General features: G+C 68.2%; 12 protein-coding genes. 6 read left to right on the forward strand and 6 right to left on the reverse strand.

Features of this window, described 5'->3' with window-relative positions; genetic code table 11:
- Nucleotide 1: 1 nt before the first annotated feature.
- The 3 genes from ettA to GGR33_RS21975 form a co-directional block, all read right to left on the reverse strand.
- Entirely contained in the window at nucleotides 2-1,654 is a 1,653-nt protein-coding gene (ettA, locus tag GGR33_RS21965; RefSeq protein WP_183509632.1) for an energy-dependent translational throttle protein EttA, read from the reverse strand.
- A 195-nt stretch (nucleotides 1,655-1,849) separates the two neighbouring features.
- The gene (locus tag GGR33_RS21970) at nucleotides 1,850-2,119 is read right to left on the reverse strand and encodes a hypothetical protein (protein WP_183509637.1); all 270 of its coding nucleotides are present in this window, start codon (nucleotides 2,117-2,119) and stop codon (nucleotides 1,850-1,852) included.
- Between the two features lie 11 nt (nucleotides 2,120-2,130).
- Nucleotides 2,131-3,018, reverse strand: coding sequence for a DNA/RNA non-specific endonuclease (locus GGR33_RS21975; RefSeq protein WP_183509642.1), 888 nt, complete (start codon nucleotides 3,016-3,018; stop codon nucleotides 2,131-2,133).
- 602 nt (nucleotides 3,019-3,620) lie between these two features.
- On the opposite strand from GGR33_RS21975, the gene dxs reads away from it, so the two are divergent.
- The 6 genes from dxs (at nucleotide 3,621) to shc (ending at nucleotide 11,841) form a co-directional block, all read left to right on the forward strand.
- Nucleotides 3,621-5,588 (forward strand): 1-deoxy-D-xylulose-5-phosphate synthase, encoded by a 1,968-nt coding sequence (gene dxs / locus GGR33_RS21980; RefSeq protein WP_183509647.1) that lies wholly within the window; start codon nucleotides 3,621-3,623, stop codon nucleotides 5,586-5,588.
- Between the two features lie 100 nt (nucleotides 5,589-5,688).
- Complete coding sequence (gene hpnA / locus GGR33_RS21985; protein ID WP_183509658.1) at nucleotides 5,689-6,723, forward strand: hopanoid-associated sugar epimerase; 1,035 nt, start codon at nucleotides 5,689-5,691, stop codon at nucleotides 6,721-6,723.
- Nucleotides 6,720-7,619 (forward strand): squalene synthase HpnC, encoded by a 900-nt coding sequence (gene hpnC / locus GGR33_RS21990; RefSeq protein ID WP_183509668.1) that lies wholly within the window; start codon nucleotides 6,720-6,722, stop codon nucleotides 7,617-7,619. The genes hpnA and hpnC overlap by 4 nt, the downstream gene beginning before the upstream one ends.
- Nucleotides 7,616-8,467, forward strand: a complete 852-nt coding sequence (gene hpnD / locus GGR33_RS21995; protein WP_183509681.1) for a presqualene diphosphate synthase HpnD — start codon at nucleotides 7,616-7,618, stop codon at nucleotides 8,465-8,467. The genes hpnC and hpnD overlap by 4 nt, the downstream gene beginning before the upstream one ends.
- Nucleotides 8,467-9,786 (forward strand): hydroxysqualene dehydroxylase HpnE, encoded by a 1,320-nt coding sequence (gene hpnE, locus GGR33_RS22000; RefSeq protein WP_183509691.1) that lies wholly within the window; start codon nucleotides 8,467-8,469, stop codon nucleotides 9,784-9,786. The genes hpnD and hpnE overlap by 1 nt, the downstream gene beginning before the upstream one ends.
- A gap of 39 nt (nucleotides 9,787-9,825) precedes the next feature.
- The gene (gene shc / locus GGR33_RS22005) at nucleotides 9,826-11,841 is read left to right on the forward strand and encodes a squalene--hopene cyclase (protein ID WP_183509700.1); all 2,016 of its coding nucleotides are present in this window, start codon (nucleotides 9,826-9,828) and stop codon (nucleotides 11,839-11,841) included.
- A 79-nt stretch (nucleotides 11,842-11,920) separates the two neighbouring features.
- Here shc and GGR33_RS22010 read toward each other — a convergent pair whose 3' ends face one another.
- From GGR33_RS22010 to GGR33_RS22020, 3 genes are all read right to left on the reverse strand, one after another.
- Nucleotides 11,921-13,297, reverse strand: a complete 1,377-nt coding sequence (locus GGR33_RS22010) for an aminotransferase class I/II-fold pyridoxal phosphate-dependent enzyme (RefSeq protein ID WP_183509703.1) — start codon at nucleotides 13,295-13,297, stop codon at nucleotides 11,921-11,923.
- Nucleotides 13,294-20,706, reverse strand: a complete 7,413-nt coding sequence (locus tag GGR33_RS22015; RefSeq protein ID WP_183509711.1) for a type I polyketide synthase — start codon at nucleotides 20,704-20,706, stop codon at nucleotides 13,294-13,296. The genes GGR33_RS22010 and GGR33_RS22015 overlap by 4 nt, the downstream gene beginning before the upstream one ends.
- Nucleotides 20,707-21,131: 425 nt before the next feature.
- Nucleotides 21,132-22,436, reverse strand: a complete 1,305-nt coding sequence (locus GGR33_RS22020) for a UDP-glucose dehydrogenase family protein (RefSeq protein ID WP_183509716.1) — start codon at nucleotides 22,434-22,436, stop codon at nucleotides 21,132-21,134.
- Between the last annotated feature and the right edge of the window lie 86 nt (nucleotides 22,437-22,522).

A 22,522-nucleotide genomic window follows, 5' to 3' on the forward strand; every position in this document is an offset into this window, starting at 1 on the left:
GTTACCGCGAAAACTTCTTGTACTTCAGCTTCTTCGGGATGATCGAGTCGCTGCCGAGGCGGCGCTTTTTGTCCTCCTCGTAGTCCGAGAAGTTGCCCTCGAACCACTCGACGTGGCTGTCGCCTTCGAAGGCGAGGATGTGGGTCGCGATGCGGTTCAGGAACCAGCGATCGTGGCTGATGATGACAGCGCAGCCGGCGTAATCCTCAAGGGCATCCTCGAGCGCGCGCAGGGTCTCCATGTCGAGGTCGTTGGTCGGCTCGTCGAGCAGGAGAACGTTGGCTCCGCCCTTGAGGGTGCGGGCGAGATGGACGCGGTTGCGCTCACCGCCCGAGAGCGTGCCGACCTTCTTCTGCTGGTCCCCGCCCTTGAAGGCGAAGGCTGCGCAATAGGCGCGCGAATTGATCTCGCGCTTGTTGAAATAAATGATGTCGTTGCCGCCCGAGACCTCCTGCCAGACGGTGGCATTCGGATCGAGCGCGTCGCGCGACTGGTCGACATAGCCGAGCTTCACCGTCTCGCCGACGGAGATGTCGCCGCCATCCGGCTTCTCCGAGCCAGTGATCATCTTGAACAAGGTGGTTTTGCCGGCGCCGTTCGGGCCGATCACGCCGACGATCCCGCCCGGCGGCAGCTTGAACGAGAGGTCCTCGATCAGCAGGCGGTCGCCGAAGGCCTTATTGAGGTGATCGAACTCGATGACGTTGTTGCCAAGCCGCTCGTCGATCGGGATGACGATCTGGGCCGAGGCGTCGACCTTGTTGTTCTGCTTGGCGACCAGCTCCTCGTAGCGCGTGATACGCGCCTTCGACTTTGACTGGCGGGCCTTCGGCGAGGCGGCGATCCATTCCTGCTCGCGGTTGATCGAGCGCTGGCGGGCCATGTCCTCGCGGCCCTCCTGCTGCAGGCGCTTCTGCTTCTGGACGAGCCAGGCGGAGTAGTTGCCCTCGTAGGGGATGCCCTTGGTGCGATCGAGCTCGAGGATCCAGCTCGTGACGTTGTCGAGGAAGTAGCGATCGTGGGTCACGATCAGGATCGCGCCCGGATAGCTCTTGAGGTGACCTTCGAGCCAGTTCACCGTCTCGGCGTCGAGGTGGTTGGTCGGCTCGTCGAGCAGCAGCAGTTCCGGCTCCCAGAGAAGCAGACGGCACAGGGCGATGCGGCGGCGCTCGCCGCCGGACAGGGTCGCGACCGGCTGCTCGTCACTGGGGCAGCCCAGGGCTTCCATGGCCTGGTCGACCTTGGATTCGAGCTCCCAGAGGTTCTGCGCCTCGATCTCGTCCTGAAGGCGGGTCATCTCGTCCGCGGTCTCGTCCGAATAGTTCATGGCGAGTTCGTTGTAGCGGTCGAGCAGGGCCTGCTTCTCGGCCACGCCCTCCATGACGTTCTCGCGGACCGACTTGTCCGGATCGAGCTGCGGCTCCTGCGGCAGGTAGCCGACACGCGCGCCTTGCGCGACGAAGCCCTCGCCGGTCCACTCCGTGTCGATGCCGGCCATGATCTTCAGCAGGGTCGACTTGCCCGAGCCGTTGATGCCGAGCACGCCGATCTTGGCGTCCGGATAGAACGACAGGTTGATGTTATCGAGGATCTTCTTGCCGCCGGTATAGGTCTTGGTCAGACCCTTCATGTGGTAGATGAATTCGCGGGCCATGCGGATGTCCTCGTTGATGGGGCGGGCCGGGGCGCGGCCGTCACGATTCGGGCTCTGGCTCGCCATCGAGCCGTGCCGCGAACCGCGTTGAGCGTTGGGATGTTTGCGCCGACCTAACAGGGCGCCCTTGAGCCGGCAAGGATGCCGGTGGCGCCGGCGCCATGCGTCTCCTTCGCGATATGGGAGCCAGAGCTTTCAGGCAAAAGGGTTCTTCACGATCGTCGGAGCTTGCGTCTCCTCGGCGACCTGCTCCGGCAGATCCTCAGCGTCGAGCGCGGCCACGATCGCGTCGAGCGTGGCCTTCAGCCCCCTTGCACGGTCGAGCCCCGTGCGATCGCGCGTCAGGTCGAGGGCGCCGTGTATCGCGATTCGCGTGGTGCCGTTTTCGAGGGAGAGCCCCCCGAATGTCTGGACGCTGGCGTCGTCGGCGAAGGGCACGAAACCCGTGTTCGTCTTGTGGGGCATGGAGGCCTCCCTCAGAAGATCGCGCGCATCAGGTCGCGCCAGAGACGATGCAGGACACGATAGACCTCCCGCTTCGCCCAGGCCTGGAAGCCGTCATCCGTGCCCGAGCGGTTGCGATCGCGAGAGAATTCGCGTGGCTCGGGCAAGCTCATCGCCTTCGCCCTGCTGGTCTCGGGCAAGCCGGGAAACGGGTCGAGCCCGGCAGCCTGCTGCAACGTCGCGATCGAGACGACACGCCAGTCGCCGACGTCATCGTTGCCGGCGAGATAGGCCGCGGCCTCGCCGCGGGTGGGATCGTAGACCGCCTTGTAGATCTGCGTCGGCACGAGGACACGGCCGTTGATCGCCGCAGCCGAGTCGCCGGCAAAGACCGGCCCGGTGACGACGTAGATCTCGCCGCGCCGCAGGGCGAGACGCCGCACGCTCTCCTCGATCGCCGCCCAGATTCCGCGATTGGACGTGCGATCCTGCGGCACGATATTGGCGAGACTGAAGGATTGGGCCTGAGCCGTGGCGGTCGGCATGTCGCCAGCCGGCGCCATATGGCCGCGATCGTAGCCGCTGCGTACGTAGTCGCTCAGCTCAGAACGGGAGCGGTCCGGGAGGCGGTCCTCCTCATGGAAGGCATCCGCCCGGTCGACTCGGCGTGCGGCTCCGATGCTTGCTCGCGTGAGCCGCTCGGCAGCGTAGAGCGGCGTGCGCGACACGCCCGAGAACAGCACCGCGAAGGCCTCGAAGCAGAGCGGCGTGGTGTTCGGTGCGAGCCGCGGATTGGCCAGGACCGGTGCGCGACCGCCCGCGAAAAGCTCCGGGCACGACTCGGCCGCATGAGCAGGCGCCGAGGATATCGCGCAACCGAGAAGCAAAACGACGGAGTACCGGTAGGCACCCTGCATCATTGTGCCTATTGCCTTCAGAAGCAGACCCGCACGCGGCGCGTCCCGGAGGGTGAATATTGCCAGCGATAGCCGCAGGGTCGGCCGAGGGTGCCTTCGAAGGGGCGGGCATCGCGGTCCGGCGCACCGGGCGGACGGCGACCAGGACAATCGACCTGTGGATCGCATCGGCCCGGCCGACGGGCATCCGCGGCCTGTACGTCGAGTGCAATCAGCATCGGAATCATCGCGGCGGCCAATAGAATCCGGGATCGGCGAAGCTGCGATCTCGTGTTGCGCGGGAGCCCCTGATCTCGAAAAAGCGCATGCACAATATTGATCATCGCCGCCCTATTCCGTATTGCCCGGGGCCTTATCGGCGATCGGACCGGACTGCCTTGACCGTTGAAGGCGTCTGGATCGTTCGAAAGCTCTTGATGGCCGTTTCCTGCCGCGGGTTGGATCATGGCATCGAGATGCCGGATCGAGCTAGGCTGTTTGCGCGCGGATCGCAATGATCACGGGCGCCAGGCGCGGAGCTGACCGGCACGCGACAAGCCCGATCCGAATCCGCCGCCAGGGACTTATCCTGGCGCGGGAATCAAGACGAATAGCAGGTGACGACATTGGCTCTTGTCGACGTTTCGATCCTCGACGGCATCCCGACGCCGGACCGTTTGCGCGAGCTTCCCGAAGGTGAACTTCGGGCGGTGGCGGATGCGGTCCGCGCGGAGATGATCGATGCCGTCTCGGTGACGGGCGGGCATCTGGGCTCCGGCTTGGGCGTCGTCGAGCTGACGGTCGCCCTGCATCACGTCTTCGACACGCCCTCCGACCGCATCGTCTGGGACGTCGGGCATCAGTGCTACCCGCACAAGATCCTCACCGGCCGGCGCGACCGCATCCGGACGCTGCGCCAGGGTGGCGGCCTGTCGGGCTTCACCAAGCGCAGCGAGAGCGAATACGACCCGTTCGGTGCGGCGCATTCCTCGACCTCGATCTCGGCAGCCCTCGGCATGGCGGTCGGCCGTGACCTCGAGGAGGCCGAGCGCAAGGCCAACGGCGAGGAACCCGGCAAGCGCCGCAACATGATCGCGGTGATCGGCGACGGCTCGATGTCGGCGGGCATGGCGTATGAAGCCATGAACAATGCCGGCGCGCTGCATTCGCGCCTGATCGTGATCCTCAACGACAACGAGATGTCGATCGCCCCGCCGGTCGGCGCGATGTCGGCCTATCTGGCGCGTCTGGCCTCGGGCGACACCTACCGCTCGATCCGCGAGACGGCCAAGCAACTCGGCAAGCTGCTGCCGAAGCGTCTCTACGAGCGCGCCGTGCGGGCGGAGGAATATGCCCGCTCCCTCGTGGTGGGCGGCGGCACGATGTTCGAGGAGATGGGTTTTTACTATGTGGGCCCGGTCGACGGTCACAACCTCGACCACCTGCTGCCCGTCCTGAAGAACGTGCGTGACTCCGAACAGGGCCCGATCCTGCTCCACGTCGTCACCCAGAAGGGCAAGGGCTACGGGCCGGCCGAGGCGAGCGCCGACAAGTACCATGGCGTGGTCAAGTTCGACGTGGTCTCGGGCGTCCAAGCCAAGGCCAAGCCGAATGCCCCGAGCTACACGGCCGTGTTCGGCCAGAGCCTGATCAAGGCGGCCGATGCCGATCCGAAGGTGGTGGCGATCACCGCGGCGATGCCCGGCGGCACCGGGATCGACCTGTTCGGCAAGGCGCATCCCGACAAGACCTTCGACGTCGGCATCGCCGAGCAGCATGCGGTGACCTTTGCCGCGGGCCTCGCCACCGAGGGCTACAAGCCGTTCGTGGCGATCTACTCGACCTTCCTGCAGCGCGGCTACGACCAGGTCGTGCACGACGTGGCGATCCAGAACCTTCCGGTTCGCTTCGCCATGGACCGCGCCGGTCTCGTGGGTGCCGACGGTGCGACCCATGCTGGCGCCTTCGACCTCGCCTATCTGTGCTGCCTGCCGAACTTCGTGGTGATGGCGGCCGCCGACGAAGCCGAGCTGGTCCACATGGTGGCGACCTGCCACGCGCATGACAGCAGCCCGATCGCGCTGCGCTATCCGCGCGGCGAGGGCGTCGGCATCGAGATGCCGGAGCAGGGCGAGGTCTTGGCCATCGGCCGTGGCCGGGTGATCCGGCGTCCCGCCAAGGCGCGCGTGGCCCTGCTGACGCTGGGCACGCGCCTCGGCGAGGCTCTGAAGGCAGCGGACGAACTCGAGAAGGCGGGGATCGCCGTGACGGTGGCGGATGCGCGCTTCGCCAAGCCGCTCGACGAGGATCTGATCCTCGATCTCGCCGGCACGCACGAGGTGCTGGTCACGGTCGAAGAGGGCTCGACTGGCGGCTTCGGGGCGATGGTGCTGCACCTGCTGTCGGCCAAGGGCGCGCTCGATGCGGGCACGGTCCGGGTCCGCACCATGACGCTGCCCGACAGCTTCCAGGACCACGACAAGCCCGAGAAGATGTACGCCGAGGCTGGCCTCGATGCCGGAGGTATCATCGCGACGGTGAAGGCGGCACTCCCGCAGCAGGATAGCCGCGCGGGGCACCTCCGCCTCGCCTGATCTTGCTGCGCCGCATTATCGGTGAGACAAGCGCCCCGCGCTTCGTGAACGCCTGGATCGGCTCGGTCCGGGCGTTTTCCTCATGGTCGACGCGAGAGACATGACAGAGCCGACCTCAAGCGGCCCATTCGAACCGGGGCCCGTGCTGATCACCGGCGCGAGTGGCTTCCTCGGAGCCGCGCTCGTCGACGTGTTCCGCAAGGCCGGCTTCCGGGTGCGCATCACCGTGCGCGCTTCCTCGCCCCGCACCAACTTGACCTGGTCCGACGTCGAGATCGTCGAGGCGGATATGCGTGACCGTGCCGCCGTGACCTCGGCGATGCGCGGGCAACGCTACCTGATCCACGCCGCGGCCGATTACCGGCTCTGGGCGCCGGACATGGAAGAGATCGTCCGCACGAACCGCGACGGCACGCGCATCCTGATGGAGGAGGCGCTCAAGGCCGGCGTCGAGCGGATCGTCTACACGTCCAGTGTCGCGACCATCAAACCGCATCAGGACGGCACCCCCGCCGACGAGACCCGGCCGCTGACGCCCGAGACCGCCATCGGCGCCTACAAGCGCAGCAAGGTGGTGGCCGAGCGCGTGGTCGAGGAGATGGTGGCCCGTGACGGTTTGCCGGCCGTCATCGTCAATCCTTCGACGCCGATCGGCCCGCGCGACGTCAAGCCGACGCCGACGGGCCGGATCATCCTCGACGCGGCGCAAGGAAAAATCCCGGCTTTCGTCGATACGGGGCTCAACCTCGCCCATGTCGACGACATCGCTGCCGGCCATCTGCTCGCCCTGAACAAGGGCCGCATCGGCGAGCGCTACATCCTCGGCGGCGAGGACGTGATGCTGGCGCAGATGCTCGCCGACATCGCCGGAATGGTTGGCCGCAAGGCCCCGACGACCAAACTCCCCTATGCCGTGATCTACCCGATCGCCTTCATCTCCGAGCAGGTCGCGCGGGTGACCGGCAAGGCGCCGCTCGCCACGATCGATGGCGTGCGCATGTCGAAGTACAAGATGTTCTTCTCCGACGCGAAGGCGCGGGCCGAGCTCGGCTACACTTCGCGCCCCTATCGCGAAGGCCTCTCCGGCGCGATCGAATGGTTCCGGCAGGCCGGCTACATGAAGGCGTCGCGATGAGCGCCGGGCCGATCACCGCCACCGAGACCCGCTCGGGCAAGGGCCACAAGGACGAGAACTTCCCGGTCGCGTCCCACCTGATCCATCCGCGCTATCGCGCGGCGATCCTGGCCTTCTACGACTATGTCCGCGCCGGCGACGACATCGCCGACCATGCCGAGCTGTCGCCCGAGCAGAAGATCGCGATGCTCGAGGCGCTCGCGGATTCGCTGACCGGCAAGGGGCCGTCCGACCCGGAGGCCGAGCCGCTCAAGCGCGAGCTTGCGGTCCACGATCAGCCGCCGACCCACGCGCTCGAACTGCTCGACGCTTTCCGCATGGATGCGCGCAAGAGCCGCTACGCCGATTGGGACGAGCTCATCCATTACTGCCGCTACTCGGCCATGCCCGTCGGCCGCTTCGTGCTCGACATCCATGGCGAGGACCCGGCACGGGTCTGGAAGACCTCGGATGCGATCTGCGCGGCGCTGCAGGTGCTCAACCACATCCAGGATTGCGGCAAGGATTTTCGCAATCTCGACCGCGTCTATCTTCCCGAGGACACCCTGCGGAAGCACGGGGCCGACGTCGCGATGCTCGGAGCCGCGACCTCATCGCCGCAGCTCCTCGCGGCGATCCGCGAACTGGCACAGAGGACGCTCGACCTGCTGGAGGAGGGCGCCCCGCTGCCCGGTCTCATCGACGATCTGCGTCTCAGCCTCGAGATCGCGGCGATCCATCGCCTCGCGGTGGTGCTGACGCGCGGGCTGCTGACACGCGACCCGCTTTCGGAGAAGGTCCACCACTCCAAGGCCGGCTTCGCGATGACGGCACTCGGCGGCATCGCTGCGACGCTGGTGCGCCGGCCGTTCCGCAGCCGGTCCAACGGCATGACTACGGCGGAGGCAAAACGATGAGCGCCACCGCGAGCCCCGTCGACGTATCGACCAGCGAGGCCCAGGCCCTGCCGGCCGCCGGCTCGTCCTTCTACACGGCGATGCGCCTGCTGCCGCCCGAGCGGCGCGAGGCGATGTATGCTGTCTACGCCTTCTGTCGCGCGGTGGATGACGTCGCGGACGATGGCGGCGCTCGCGAGGTCCGCGCGGCCGAGCTCGACCGCTGGCGGGCCGATATCGACGCGCTCTATGCCGGCAAGCCGGCCGCCCGTGTGCAGCCGCTCGTCGGCCCAGTGAAGCAATACGGCCTGAAGCGCCAGGACTTCCAGGACGTCATCGACGGCATGGCGATGGACGCGGTCGAGGACATCGTCGCGCCGAGCGAGGACAAGCTCGACCTCTATTGCGACCGCGTCGCGAGTGCCGTCGGCCGGCTTTCGGTCTGCATCTTCGGCATGCCGGAGGCAGACGGGATCAAGCTCGCTTGGCACCAGGGCAGGGCGCTGCAGCTCACCAACATCCTGCGCGACATCGATGAGGATGCCGAGCGCGGCCGCCTCTATCTGCCGCTGGAGAAATTCCAGGCGGTCGGCCTCCAGCATCCGACCCCGCAGAGCGCTTTGGCTCATCCTCGGCTGGCCGAGGTCTGCGCCGGCGTCGCCGCGGAAGCGGAGGGGCATTATCGCGCCACCTGGGACATCATCCGCCGCAACCCGCGTGGCGCGACCAAGGCGGCCCGCCTGATGGCTGCGGCCTACCACCTTTATCTGGAAGCGGTGATCAAGCGCGGCTGGGCCGCGCCGCGCGAGCGGGTGAAGCCGTCGAAGCTCTCACTCATCGGCGTCGCGCTGAGGCACGGGATCGTCTGATGGCGGCCACCGTCCACGTGGTCGGCGCTGGGCTCGCCGGCCTTGCGGCTGCGGTCGGTCTCGCGGAGACCGGCCATCGCGTCGTGCTGCACGAGGCAGCCAAACATGCCGGCGGCCGCTGCCGGTCGTATTTCGATCCGTCTCTCGGACTGACCATCGACAACGGCAACCATCTGCTGCTGTCCGGCAACCGCTCTGCGCTCGCGTTTCTGAAGACGATCGGCGCGCCGGCCAACGCGCTGCAGGGACCGGACGAGGCGGCTTTCGACTTCGCCGACCTGCGCACCGGCGAGCGCTGGACGCTGCGGCCGAATGCCGGCCGACTGCCCTGGTGGGTGCTCGCCAGCTCGCGCCGGGTGCCGGGAAGCCGGGCGCGCGACTACCTCGCGCCCCTGACGCTGATGCTCGCCGCCTCCGGCAAGAAGCCCGGTCAGGCCGGCACGATCGGCGAGACGATCCCGTGCGAGGGCACGCTCTACGAGCGGCTCTGGCATCCGGTGCTGCTCGCCGCCCTCAATACCGACCCGCGCGAGAGCGATGTCGGGCTCGCCGCGACCATCCTGCGTGAGACGCTCGGCGCCGGCGGCCAAGCCTGCCGCCCGCTGGTGGCCGTGGACGGCCTCTCAACAGCCTTCGTCGACCCGGCGCTCGCCTACCTGTCGCGGCGCGGCGCCGAGATCCGGTTCGGCCGGCGCCTGCGCGGCATCGATGCGCGGGGCGGACGCATCACCCGCCTCGACTTCACCGACGAGCCGACCGAGATCGGTCCAGGCGATGCCGCGGTGCTCGCCGTCCCGCCCTGGGTCGCCGCCGACCTGATGCCGGGCCTGCCCGCCCCCCAGGAATTCCGCTCGATCGTCAACGCGCATTTCGTGGCCGTGCCGCCACCGGGAAGCCCGTTGCTGCTCGGCATCGTCGGCGGCCTGACGGAATGGCTCTTCGCCTATCCCGACCGCTTCTCGGTGACGATCAGCGGCGCGGATCATCTGCTCGACGTGCCCCGCGAGGACCTCGCCCGCCAGATCTGGCGCGAGATCGCGGGTCTGCACGGACTTGCACGCGAATTGCCTAGCTGGCAGATCGTCAAGGAGAAGCGAGCGACCTTCGCGGCAACCCCCGCGGAGGCCGCACGTCGTCCGGGCGCGGCGACCGCTTACGACAATCTCGTCCTGGCAGGCGATTGGATCGCGACCGGATTGCCCTCGACCATCGAGGGCGCGATCCGGTCGGGAACAAATGCCGCGCTCGCGCTTAAAGGTCGGGCAAGCTTGTCCGTTCCGGCACGTGCGGTCGGACACAGGCACGCGGGAGCTGCGTGACGCATGACGACGGGAATGAGGATTTCGGGGACCGAAGCGATGCGAGAGGCTGCCGTCGACAGGATGAACTCGAAGGTCGAGTCGCTGCAGCGCGTGAAGACGCGGGATGTCTCGCTCGATACGGTCGAGCGCAGCATCCAGGCCGCCACGCGCTCTCTGTCCGATCTCGCGCAGAGCGACGGCCATATCTGCTTCGAGCTCGAAGCCGATGCGACGATCCCGTCCGAGTACATTCTGTACCACCATTTCCGCGCGACCGAGGTCAAACCGGGACTGGAGCAGAAGATCGGCGCCTATCTGCGCCGCACGCAGTCCCCGCATCATGGCGGCTGGTCGCTGGTGCATGACGGCGCCTTCGACATGAGCGCGAGTGTGAAGGCCTATTTCGCGCTGAAGATGATCGGTGACGACATCGAGGCCCCGCACATGCGCAAGGCGCGCGCGGCGATCCTCAGCCGCGGCGGCGCAAGCAACGCCAACGTCTTCACCCGCTTCATGCTCGCCCTCTACGGCGAGGTTCCGTGGACGGCGGTGCCGGTGATGCCCGTCGAGATCATGCATCTGCCGAAGTGGTTCCCGTTCCACCTCGACAAGGTCTCCTATTGGGCTCGAACCGTGATGGTGCCGCTGTTCGTCCTGCAGGCGAAGAAGCCGCTCGCGAAGAACCTGCGCGGCATCGGCGTGCAGGAGCTTTTCGTGACCCCGCCCGCCTCCGTGCGCACCTGGCCCGGCTCGCCGCATGCCGCGTGGCCCTGGACGCCGATCTTCGGCGCCATCGACCGCGTGCTTCAGAAGACACAGGACTACTTCCCGAAGACGCCGCGCCAGCGCGCCATCGACAAGGCCGTGGCCTGGGTCAGCGAGCGCCTGAACGGCGAGGACGGCCTCGGCGCGATCTACCCCGCCATGGCCAACTCAGTGCTGATGTACGACGTGCTCGGCTATCCGAAGGACCATCCGCAGGTGAAGATCGCCTGCGAGGCCATCGAGAAACTCGTCGTCGAGAAGGATGACGAGGCCTACGTCCAGCCCTGCGTCTCGCCGGTCTGGGATACGGCGCTATCGGGCCACGCCCTGCTCGAAGCCGGCGGCGCTCAGGCCGAGGCTACGGCGCGTGACGGCCTCGACTGGCTCAAGCCCCTCCAGGTGCTCGACATCAAGGGCGATTGGGCCGCGGCCAAGCCCGATGTCCGGCCCGGTGGCTGGGCCTTCCAGTACGCGAACCCGCACTATCCCGATCTCGACGACACCGCCGTCGTAGTGATGGCGATGGATCGCGCCATGCGCCAGCACGGCCTCGTCAGCGACATGCCGGACTACTCGGCCTCGATCGCCCGCGCCCGCGAATGGGTCGAGGGCCTGCAGAGCGCCGATGGCGGCTGGGCGGCCTTCGATGCCGACAACAACCACCACTACCTCAACCACATTCCGTTCTCGGACCATGGCGCGCTGCTCGACCCGCCGACCGCGGACGTGACCGCGCGCGTCGTCTCGATGCTCTCGCAGCTCGGCGAGACACGCGAGACGAGCCGGGCGCTCGACCGCGGCGTGACCTACCTGCTCAACGATCAGGAGACCGACGGAAGCTGGTACGGTCGCTGGGGCATGAACTTCATCTACGGCACCTGGTCGGTGCTCTGCGCTCTGAACGCGGCAGGCGTCGATCCGAGCCATCCGCAGGTCAAGAAGGCCGCAGCCTGGCTGATCCGCATCCAGAACCCGGATGGCGGCTGGGGCGAGGACGCGCTGAGCTACAAGATCAATCCCGAATTCGAGCCCGGCAAATCCACCGCCTCCCAGACGGCCTGGGCATTGCTCGCGCTGATGGCGGCGGGCGAGGTCGACGACCCGGCGGTCGCCCGCGGCATCAACTTCCTGTCCCGGACGCAAGGGGCGGACGGCTTCTGGTCGGAAGAGCGCTACACGGCGACCGGTTTCCCGCGGGTGTTCTACCTGCGCTACCACGGCTACCCGAAGTTCTTCCCGCTCTGGGCGATGGCGCGCTTCCGCAACCTCAAGAAGAGCAACACCGGCAAGGTCGCCTATGGCATCTGAGCCGGCGCCGGCCTCGACGAATGAAAACGGCCCGGACCGCAAGGTCCGGGCCGTTTTCGTCTGGAGAGCGCGCGATCGATCAGATCCCGCGGCGCGCCATGAGCTGTTCGATCAGCGTGCTTCCGGTCTCCAGCGCCCCCAGTTCTTCACTGATCGCGGCGACCGTCTCCTTGATCTGGTCGGCCGTATGCTCGGAGGTGATGAAGAAGCGTAGCCGAGAGGCCCGCTCCGGCACCGCCGGGTGTATTATCGGCTGGACGTTGATGCCGCGCCCATAGAGCCGGTTCGACAACGTCACGGCTTTCAGCGAATCGCCGACGATCACCGGGATGACCGCGAGGCCGAGGCTCGTCCCTGTGTTGAGGCCGGCCTTTTTGGCCAGCGCCAGGAACTGATTGCCGTTGCGGCGCAGGCGTTCGACCCGCTCGGGTTCGGCGAGCATCACGGCCAGCGCCGCATCACTCGCGGCCGCCAGCGGAGGCGACAGTCCCACGCTGTAGACGAAGCCGCCGGCCGTGCATTTCAGGTACTCGATCAGAACCGCCGGTCCGGCGATGTAGCCGCCGCAGGACGAGAGCGTCTTCGAGAGCGTGCCCATCCAGATGTCGACGTCGGACGAGTCGACGCCGCAATGCTCGTGCAGACCGGCGCCGGTCCGGCCGAGCACGCCGAGCCCGTGAGCGTCGTCGACCATCAGCCAGCAATCGTAGCGGCGCTTCAGCTCGACGAAGGCCGCGAGGTCCGGCGCGTCGCCGTCCATGCTGTAGAGGCCCTCGATCACGATCAGCGCGCGGCGATGCTCGTGACGGGTGGCCTCCAGGAGCTTCTCGAGGGCCGCCGGATCGTTATGGGCGAAGGAGCGGCGCTGCGCACCCGAGAGCTGGGCGCCAGTCACCACGCTGTTGTGGATCAGCGCGTCGTGGAAGATCACGTCGGCCGGTTCGAGGATCGCGCCGATCGCGGTGACGTTGGTGGCGTGGCCGCTGACCATCACCACGCAGGCCTCGGTGTCGTAATGGGCGGCGAGCGCCTTCTCCAGCTTGCCGTGGCCCGGGCGCTCGCCCGCCACGATCCGGCTCGCGGAGGCCGAGGTGCCGTAGGCCTCGATCGCCTTCCGCGCAGCCCCACTCACGGACGGATGACCGTTGAGGCCCAGATAGTCGTAGGACGAGAAGTTGATGCAGGTCTTCCCCTCCATCCGCGTCGTCGCGCCGGCACGGGTCTCGTGCACGCGGAAGAACGGGTTGGCGACGCCGATCAGGTCGGCCGCGGAGCGCTGCAGCTTCAGTTCGCGATAGCCGGCGAGCTTCTCGAAATCCTGAGGGGAGTCAGGTGTCTCGCTCTTGGTCTCGGCAGGCGCGGGCGCCGGTCGCGAGGGGGTGCGACCCAGGCGGTTCGTCACGAAGCTCGCCAGCGCCGCGCGGCCCTCCTCGTCGGGCCGTGTCGATCGGGTCATGACAGGATCTCTTTGATCTCGGCGGTGTTCTGCTCGACGAGGTCCTGGAACGGCGCCAGCGTCTCGGCGTCGAGGTCGCCGAGATGCTTCTGGGCGAGCACTAGGGAGGCACCCGCGCTCTCGTCGACCGGAGTCGCGACCGCCTGGATCAGGGTGTCGGCGAGCTCGTTCACCGTGAGGCCCGACGAGATGCCGGCGGGCGGCGCGTCGAGGGCGAAGCGCTCCTGCAGGCTCGCGCCGAGCTCGACACCCATGAGCGAGTCGAGGCCGATTTCCGAGAGCTGACGGGTCCGGCTGATGTCGTCCTTGGGCAGGCGCAGGATGCGCGCGATGTCCTCGACGATGGCGTCGGCGACGGTCTTGCGAACCGTATCGATGTCGCTGCCCTTGAGCAGCGCGGCGATGTTGATGGCCGCGACGGTGCCGGGTTCCGCCTGCTGGTCGGAGCCGAGATCGCCGTAGCTCGGTGAGCGCAGGGTGGCGAGGCGCTCGCGCGCCTTGCCCCAATGCATCGCGGCGATGGCGACGACGGCCTCGTCGGAGGCCGGCCCTTGTGCGGCCAGGGCCTCGGCCATGAGGTCGAGGCAGTGGCGGGCCTCCATCGGCGTGACGCCGACGCGGCCGGCCAGCGTCTCCATCACCGCCTTGTTGCGGGCGAGCACGCCGACATCGCCGATCGCGCCCCAGGCCACCGCAAGCCCCGGCAGACCGAGCCGGCGGCGCTGGCGGGCAAGCCCTTCCATGAAGCCGTTGGCGGCGACATAGGCGCCCTGGCCGGGATTGCCGATGAAGGTGGTGGCCGACGAGAACAGCACGAAATAGTCGAGCCGGCGATTGCGCGTCGCCGCATCGAGCAGTTGGGCGCCGATGACCTTCGGTCGGATCACGGCCTCCAGCGCCTCCGGCTCGAGGTTGGCGATCAGGCCGTCCTGGAGGACCATCGCGCCGTGGATCACGCCGGCGAGCGTCTTGCCGGTCTTCTCGATGCCGGCGACCAGCGCGTCGACCGCCTTGTGGTCGGTGAGGTCGCAGGATTTCACCTCGACGGCGACGCCCCTGGCCTTCAGCTCGGCGATGACGGCCCGGCCCTCGTCACTGGGCTTTGCCGAGCGGCCGACGAGCAGCAGGCGCCGGGCGCCCCGATCGGCGAGCCAGCGCGCGGCCTCGATACCGAACCCGCCGAGACCGCCGGTGATCAGGTGTACGCCCTTGTCCGACACCGCGAACGGCGTCTTGCGGGCGCGGGCCACGCTGCCGGCCTTCGGCGGCGTGATCACGATCTTACCGACATGCCCGGATTGCTGCATCAGCCGGAAGGCGTCGGAGACCTCGTCCGAGGTGAAGGGCTGGTACGGAAGCGGCTTGAGCCCGCTCTCCGAGAACAGCGCGATGACCTCACGGAACATGCGCGCGCCATCCTCGCCCTGGTGCTGGAGCACCTGGTCGAGATCGACGCCGTAATAGGACAGGTTCCGCCGGAAAGGACGCAGGCCGATATGGGTGTTGGCGACGTAGTCGCGCTTGCCCAGTTCGACGAAGCGGCCGAACGGCTTCAGCACGTTGAGCGAGCGCTCCATCATCTCGCCGAACAACGAGTTGAGCACCACGTCGACGCCGTTGCCGGTGATGCGGCGGACGTCGTCGACGAAGGCCAGCGAGCGCGAATCGAGCACGTGCTCGGCGCCGAGCGCCTCGACGAGCGCTCGCTTCTCGCGCGAGCCGGCCGTGGCGATGACACGGGCGCCCTTCCACTTGGCGACCTGCAGCGCGGCGAGGCCGACGCCACCGGCGCCGCCATGAACCAGCACCCACTCGCCCTTGCGCAGGCGGGCGCAGGAGACGAGGCCGTAATAGGCGGTGAGGAAGGCGACGGGGATCGTCGCCGCGGCGGCCGGGCTCATGCCGGGTGGCATCGGCGCGACCACCATCTCCGGCACGACGATATGCGTGGCGAAGCCCGATTTCGCGAAGGCGACGACGGGGTCGCCGACGGCGAAGTCGGTCACGCCAGGACCGACGGAGACCACGCGGCCGGCAACTTCGAGACCGAGCCGTGGGCCGGCGAAGCCATCCTCCAAGATCTCCTCCGGGAGCATGTTGAGCGCCCAGAGCACGTCACGGAAGTTGAGGCCGGTGGCCTCGACGGCGATCTCGACCTCACCGGATGCGGGCTTGGCCCGCTCGGCCGGTCCCCATTCCATCTCGTTGAGGCCGCCCGCATTGCTGCGCTCCAGCCGCGCCGCCGGAGCGGCCTCGGCACCGGCGCCGATGCGGCGGGCCGGAAGGCCGGGATGGAAGCGCACTACCCGGGTGCCGTCCTCGTCGAGCACGATCTCCGTCTCCGGCGTGCCGGAGAGGATGAGACCACACAGGCGCTGGGAGGCCTGCTCGGTTGTGAGAGCCGGCGAGAGGTCGACACGGCGCACGTCGAGCGTGGCGGTCTCGTTGGCGAGCGTGCGGCTGAAGGCCCACAGGCCCGCCTCGATCGCCACGTGGTAGCCGCCGCGGTCACGCGTCGCGCCGGGGGCCACGACCCAGAGACGAGTCTGGCGGCTGCCGAGATGCTCGGCGCAACGCTTCAGGCTGAGGCAGCGGTCGCGCAGGCGCTCGGCCGCCTCACCGCCATGGCCGAAGGCGCCGGCCATGAACACCACCGTGTCCGGATTCTCGCGCTCCAGCTCCCGCAGCGACTGCTCGGAATCGAGGATGATGGAGACATGCACGCCGGCGGCGACGAGCAGGGTCGCCAGCGAAGAAGCCGTCTCGGCGGCGAAGGCGTCCTCGGAGCCGATGACGAAGGCGAAGCTCTGGCCGTGCGGGGCGAGTGCGCGCACCGGCGCCTCGGCCACCAGCAGCAGGTCGTTGCCGTTGGTGGAGGCGGCGCGATCGGCCGTGACGCCGACGAGGCCGGCGCCGCTGAGCACACGCTGCCAGCCGGCGACGTCCTCCAGACGGCTATGCGGCATCTCCGCGGTGCCCTCGAACCAATCGGCATCGAGCCCGAAGACCATGTCGCGGAACAGGGCGTTGGTCGGCTCGGCGGCGACGAGCAGGCCACCTGTCGCGAGCGCGCTGGCGACGGCCGCGAGCAGATCGCGGTCGGCGCGATGCAGCGCGTCGCTCGCCAGCACCAAGTCGAAGGATGCGGGTGCCAGATCGTCGACGGCCTCGATCACCGTCACCCGGCGGGGCAGGGCAAGGCGGGCGCGTTCGGCGAGCCGCCGGTCGGCCTCGAACACGCTGATCTGCGCCTGCATCGTCTCGGCGAAGGCGGCGGCCTTGCTCGAAAGCGGGCCGAAGCCGACCTGGAGGATGCGGAGTGCCCGGTCGCGGGGCAGGGCATCGCGCGCCGTCTCGACGACCCGCGCGATCACCTCGGCCGAGGCGCGGGCCGTGGCGCTGCGCATCACGAAAGCGTCGAGCGCCGCCTGCGGCAGGCTCGCGCCCGTGGCCGGCGATCCGGCGAGCAGGCGACCGACGAGCGCCGTCACGTCGGCGATCAGCACCAGCTCGGCGGAGAGCTCTGGGTGATCCGCCGCGATCCAGCGCATGATCTCTTCGGGACGCGGCAATGTCACGTCGCCGCGCACCCGCCAAGCCTTGCCGTCATGCGAGGCAAGGCCGCTGCTCTCCAGGGCCTGGAGGGCGTTGAGCAGCCAGGGACGCAGGTCCTCGGGCAGCTTCGCCGGGTCGACCCGGCCGCCCTTCGACAGGCCCTCGGCGAGGCGGTAAGCGAGCGCCGTGGCCCAGCCTTCGAGGAGGAGCTGGCCAGAGCCGAGCGGCTCTTCGTCGGACAGAACCGCCGTCGCGGCGCCGGGCCGCACGATCTCGGCGATGGCCGGCTGGCGATCGAGGGCGGCGGCCGTGGGCACCGAGGCGAGCTCGGTCGTCTGCGCGATGGCGTAGGCCGCAAGCTCGCTGCCGCCCTTGACGCGAAGCGCCTGGAAGCGGCCCTCGCGGATCGTCGCGATGACCTCTCCGGCCTCGTCAAGCAGGGTGAAGTCGGCGAGGATCGAGCGCTCGTTGCAGCGGCGCGTGTTGATCACGGCGCGGTGGATCACGGCGCCGGGCCGGTTCAGGCGGATCTCGCCGAAGCGCACTGGAACGTAGGCCTTGGCCGAATCCTCGCCGAGCAGTTCGGCGAAGAGCAGGATCAGGCCATGGAAACACGAATCGAGGCGCGAGGGCACGAGGCCGTAGCGGGTATCGGCCTCGGCGGGCTGCAGCTCGGAAACGATGGTGGTTTCGTCGAGACGCGCAGACAGAGCGACCTGCCGGAAGCTCGGGCCGAAGCCCAGACCCGACGCCTCGGCGCGGCGGTAGAGGTCGGCACCCGCGACGGCATGGTCGGCGGGCAGCTCGACGTCGCGGCGCTCGGCCGGCGCATAGTCGCCATCCACGACCTTGGCGGTGACGTGAAGTTGCCAGGGCGTCTGGGTCAGACGCGGCCGGCTGAGGATCTGGACGATGTTGCCCGAGCCCGACAGCCGCACCGCGACCTCGCGCAGCGTCTCCTCCGCGAACACCATCGGCGCCTGGATCTCCAGGTCGGCGAGCACGGCCGTCTCGGAGCGGTGCGCCTCGCGGGCGACCTGAAGGGCCATTTCGACGAAGGCGGCGCCCGGCAGGATGACTTGCCCTTCGATGCGGTGATCGTCGAGCTCCGGCACCAGTCGCGCGTCGAGCGCGCCATGCCATTCCAGGCCGTCCGGCGCGACACGTGAGCCGACGAGCGGATGGTATGAGCGCGGCGTCATCCCGCCAACGCCCTCGCTCGTCTCGGGCAGACGGAAAGAGCGGCGCTGCCAGGGATAAGTCGGCAGCGAGACGGCACCCGCCGGGTTCGGGCCGAACACTTTGGTCTCGTCAACGGCCGCGCCCGCGACGAGCGCCGCGGCGAGCGCCTTGGCGATCGGGTCGCCGCCTGCTGGCTTGCGGTGCATCACGCCGACGGTGGTGATCTCGATGCCAAGCGGCTCGACGGCATCGCCGACATGCGACAGCAAGGTGGCCCGCGGACCGACCTCGACGAAGACGCGTGCGCCCTGGCGAGCCGCCTCCTGAAGGCCCTCGCAGAACCGGACCGGCTCGCGGATGTTGCGCCACCAGTAGCCGGCTCCGTAGGCCGAGCCCGGCTCGATCTTTCCGGTGACGGTGGAGACCATCCGCGTATGGCCGGCCGCGGGCTTCAGGCCGGCGAGATCGCGCAGCAGCGGCTTCTCGGTCGGGTCCATGAGCCGGCCGTGGAACGGGTATTCGAGGTCGAGCTTGCGCCCGCGGCGGCGCTTGCGCGCCAGCGCCTTCATGGCCTCCTCGATCGCCTCGACCGGACCGGCCACGGTGATGGCCTTCGGGCTGTTGTAAGCGGCAATGTCGAGGCTCGGATAATCCGCAAGGAAGGCCACCATCTCCTCGACCGGGCCGAGCAACACCGCCATTGAGCCGAGGCCACGCGAGGCCTCCTGATGGTGGCTGCGGTGGAAGATCACCTTCACCGCCTGTTCCAGGCTGAGGATGCCGGCGGCCTGGGCAGCGCCGATCTCACCGACGCTGTGTCCGAGGACGTAAGCCGGCTTCAGGCCCTGTGCGCGGAGCGCCTCCGTCGAGGCAGCCTGGATCGCGAAAATCAGCGGCTGGGAGACCCGGGTTAGCGAGATCCGCTCGTCGATGTCGTCGGCGAACATCGCCTCCTTCAGCGACCAGCCCGAAAGCGGCGCGAACAGGGCGTCGGCCCGGTCGAAGGTGGCGGCGAAGACGGCATTGGTCTCGTAGGCCTCGCGGCCCATGCCACCCCATTGGCTGCCATTGCCGGAATAGACGAAGACAGCCTCGGCCGAGCGCTCGGCCGCCGTTCCGACGAGGGCGAGATCGGAATCAGCTCCCTCGGCCACGTCGCGCAGCGCGCGCACGACCTCCGCCTTTCCGGCGAACGGCACGGCGAGGCGGGTTGCCAGGCGGTCCCGGCGATGGGCGGTCGCCGCAGCGATGCGCGCGGCTTCCGCAGGAGCGGCGGCCTCCAGCCGGTCGGCATAGTCGAGCGCGAGGTCGTTGAGCGCCGCCCGGCTCTGAGCCGACAACAGCAGGATCTCGGGCTCGGGCGCGTCGCCGACCGCTACCGCGACGGGAGCCGGATCGGTCAGGACGACGTGGGCGTTGGTACCGCCGAATCCGAAGGAGTTCACACCTGCGAAGCGCTCGGCCTTGCCGCGCGACAGCTTCAGCGGAGCCCGGTTTACGGAGAGGTTCAGCTCGGCGAACGGGATGTCGGGGTTGAGTTCGGCCGAGTGCAGCGAGGGCGGCAGCAGGTCGTGCTCGAGGGCGAGACTCGCCTTCAGCAGGCCGGCGAGGCCCGAGACCGGCTCGGTATGGCCGATATTGGTCTTGATCGAACCGATCGGCAGCGGGCTCTTGCGTCCCTTGCCGAGCCGCGAGCCGATGGCTTTCGCCTCGATCGGGTCGCCGACCGGCGTGCCGGTGCCGTGCGCCTCGACGAAGGCGATGGAATCCAGCCCGATGCCGGCCTCGCGATAGACCTGCTCCAGGAGAACGCCCTGAGCAGTACCCGAGGGCAGCGAGATGCCGGAGGTGCGCCCGTCCGAATTAACGCCGCTGGCGGCGATGACGCTGCGCACGACGTTGCCGTCGCGCGCAGCCGCCTTCGCGGTCTGCAGCACCAGCACGACGCCGCCCTCGGCGCGCACATAGCCGTCGGCATTGGCGGAGAAGGCTTGGCACAGGCCGGTCCGCGAGAGCATCGTCGCGTTCGAGAAGGAGATGAAGTTGAACGGGCTCGCCAGCACGTTCACGCCGGCGACGATCGCCGTGTCGACCTGTCCGCTGTTCAGGGCGACGAGCGCCGTGTCGAGGGCGACGAGGGAGGACGAGCAGGCGGTGTCGAGGGTGAAGCTCGGCCCCTTCAGGTCGTAGATGTAGGAGATGCGGTTCGAGAGGATCGACAGCACGTTGCCGGTCGCGGCGTAGGCGTCGCCCGACGAGGTGTCGAGGATGCGCAGGTTGCCGTAATCGAGAGAAGACGCGCCGACGAAGACGCCGATGTCGCGGCCCGCCACGGAGGAGGGGGCGAGGCCGGCATCCTCCAGGGCCTCCCAGGTCAGTTCGAGCAGGAGCCGCTGCTGCGGGTCCATCTGCTCGGCCTCGCGCGGGGAGATACCGAAGACGCCCGGATCGAAGGACCAGACGTCGTCGATGACGCCCGCGGCCCAGGTGTAGCTCTTGCCACGCTCGTTCGCGCGCGGATGCCCGTAGCGCTCCAGAGGCCAGCGATCCGCCGGGATCGTCGAGACGGCGCAGCGTGCCTCGCTGAGAAGCTGCCAGAGCCCGTCGACACTCGAAGCGCCGGGAAGGCGGCAAGCACGCCCGATGATCGCGATGTCAGTACGTTTTGTCACGTTCGATTCGCACACGCTCGTGAAAGAGTACGGCAAGGCCCTGAGGGTCTATCCGGCAGGGTCCATCGCCCCTCACTGTGGCATCGGTATGGTCACCGAGGCCGGCCCGAGAAGACCGAGGCTCGGCGGCCGATCAGGCCGCCATGGTGTCGGGCGGTTTCCTCGCTCGGCGCCCCAAGATCAAGGGCTCGTGTTCGCGAATCATCGCAAGATGGCGTCACGCAGAGATCCACCCTAAGATTGCAACTTATAGACGATGCAATCAATAAATCCAAATTTTGTGGCAGATCTCACATCGGCTGCAATACTAGATTGCATACCGACAAGCTTCCGATCGAGCACGAGTTATTGTCCAGTAGAGACAACCTCGATCGACCAGCCAGCGGACGGCGAATGGATCGAAGTCTGCCCTCTGAGCTGGCCCGTCATGCGATTCCGATGCTCGAATACCGGAAACCGTGCTTCTCGACCGTGTTTCGACTGTAGACATTGCGCAGGTCGACGAGGACGGCTTCGGTCATCGCCGCGCGCAACCGCGCGAAGTCCAGCGCCCGGAAAGCGTTCCACTCGGTGACGATGACCAGGGCATCCGCACCCTCGGCGCAGTGATAGGCATCCTCCGCGTAGGTGATGCCCTCGAGGAGCGGCCGCGCCTGCTCCATGCCCTCGGGATCGTAGGCCCGCACGATGGCGCCGGCATCCCTGAGGCCAGCAACGATCGAGAGCGAAGGCGCGTCGCGCATGTCGTCGGTGTTCGGCTTGAAGGTCAGGCCGAGCAGCGCGACGGTCTTACCGCGCACCGAGCCGCCACAGGCCGCGATCACCTTGCGCGCCATGGCACGCTTCCTCTGGTCGTTGACCGCCACCACCGTCTCGACGATGCGGATCGGGGCGCCGTGGTCCTGGGCCGTCTTGACCAGCGCCAGGGTGTCCTTCGGGAAACAGGAGCCGCCATAGCCCGGCCCGGCATGCAGGAATTTCTTGCCGATGCGGTTGTCGAGGCCGATGCCACGGGCGACCTCCTGGACGTTGGCGCCCACCTGCTCGCAGAGGTCGGCGATCTCGTTGATGAAGGTGATCTTGGTGGCGAGGAAGGCGTTGGCCGCGTATTTCGTCAGCTCCGCCGTACGCCGTCCGGTCACCAGGATCGGCGCGGCGTTGAGATAGAGCGGGCGGTAGACCTCGTTCATCACTGCCGCCGCGCGGGCGTCCTCCGTGCCGATGACGATGCGGTCGGGCCGCTTGAAGTCGTCGATGGCCGCGCCCTCGCGTAGGAATTCCGGGTTGGAGACCACTGCGACCTCGGCCTCGGGCGCCGTCTCGCGGATGATGTGCTCGACCTCGTCGCCGGTGCCTACCGGCACCGTCGATTTCGTCACCACCACCGTGTAGCCGGTGATCGCCCCCGCGATCTCGCGCGCGGCGGCGTAGACGAAGGACAGGTCGGCGAAGCCGTCGCCGCGCCGCGAGGGCGTGCCGACGGCGATGAACACCGCATCGGCGCCCGCGACCGCCGGAGCGAGTTCGGTGGTGAAGGACAGGCGTCCCTGACGAACGTTGTCGCCGACCAGCGCGTCGAGGCCCGGCTCGAAGATCGGGATACGGCCCGCCTGCAGGGCTTCGATCTTGGCCGGATCCTTGTCGACGCAGATCACGTCATGGCCGAAATCGGCGAAGCACGCCCCTGAGACGAGCCCGACATAGCCCGAACCAATCATCGCAATGCGCAAGAGACGGACTCCTCCACGCAGGAGGCCGACGAAGCCTCCCCGTTGCGCCGCACCCTGTAGCGGCAATCCCGAAGCGGGCAAAGCAC

Origin of the sequence: Methylobacterium brachythecii (assembly GCF_014196345.1) — a bacterium.
GTDB classification, from domain to species: Bacteria; Pseudomonadota; Alphaproteobacteria; order Rhizobiales; family Beijerinckiaceae; genus Methylobacterium; species Methylobacterium brachythecii.

Coding starts and splice junctions, on each gene's coding strand:
- hpnD (WP_183509681.1), top strand. CDS start 7,616: ATGAGCGCCACCGCGAGCCCCGTCGACGTATCGACCAGCGAGGCCCAG.
- GGR33_RS22010 (WP_183509703.1), bottom strand. CDS start 13,297: ATGACCCGATCGACACGGCCCGACGAGGAGGGCCGCGCGGCGCTGGCG.
- GGR33_RS21970 (WP_183509637.1), bottom strand. CDS start 2,119: ATGCCCCACAAGACGAACACGGGTTTCGTGCCCTTCGCCGACGACGCC.
- shc (WP_183509700.1), top strand. CDS start 9,826: ATGCGAGAGGCTGCCGTCGACAGGATGAACTCGAAGGTCGAGTCGCTG.
- GGR33_RS21975 (WP_183509642.1), bottom strand. CDS start 3,018: ATGATGCAGGGTGCCTACCGGTACTCCGTCGTTTTGCTTCTCGGTTGC.
- hpnC (WP_183509668.1), top strand. CDS start 6,720: ATGAGCGCCGGGCCGATCACCGCCACCGAGACCCGCTCGGGCAAGGGC.
- hpnA (WP_183509658.1), top strand. CDS start 5,689: ATGACAGAGCCGACCTCAAGCGGCCCATTCGAACCGGGGCCCGTGCTG.
- ettA (WP_183509632.1), bottom strand. CDS start 1,654: ATGGCCCGCGAATTCATCTACCACATGAAGGGTCTGACCAAGACCTAT.
- hpnE (WP_183509691.1), top strand. CDS start 8,467: ATGGCGGCCACCGTCCACGTGGTCGGCGCTGGGCTCGCCGGCCTTGCG.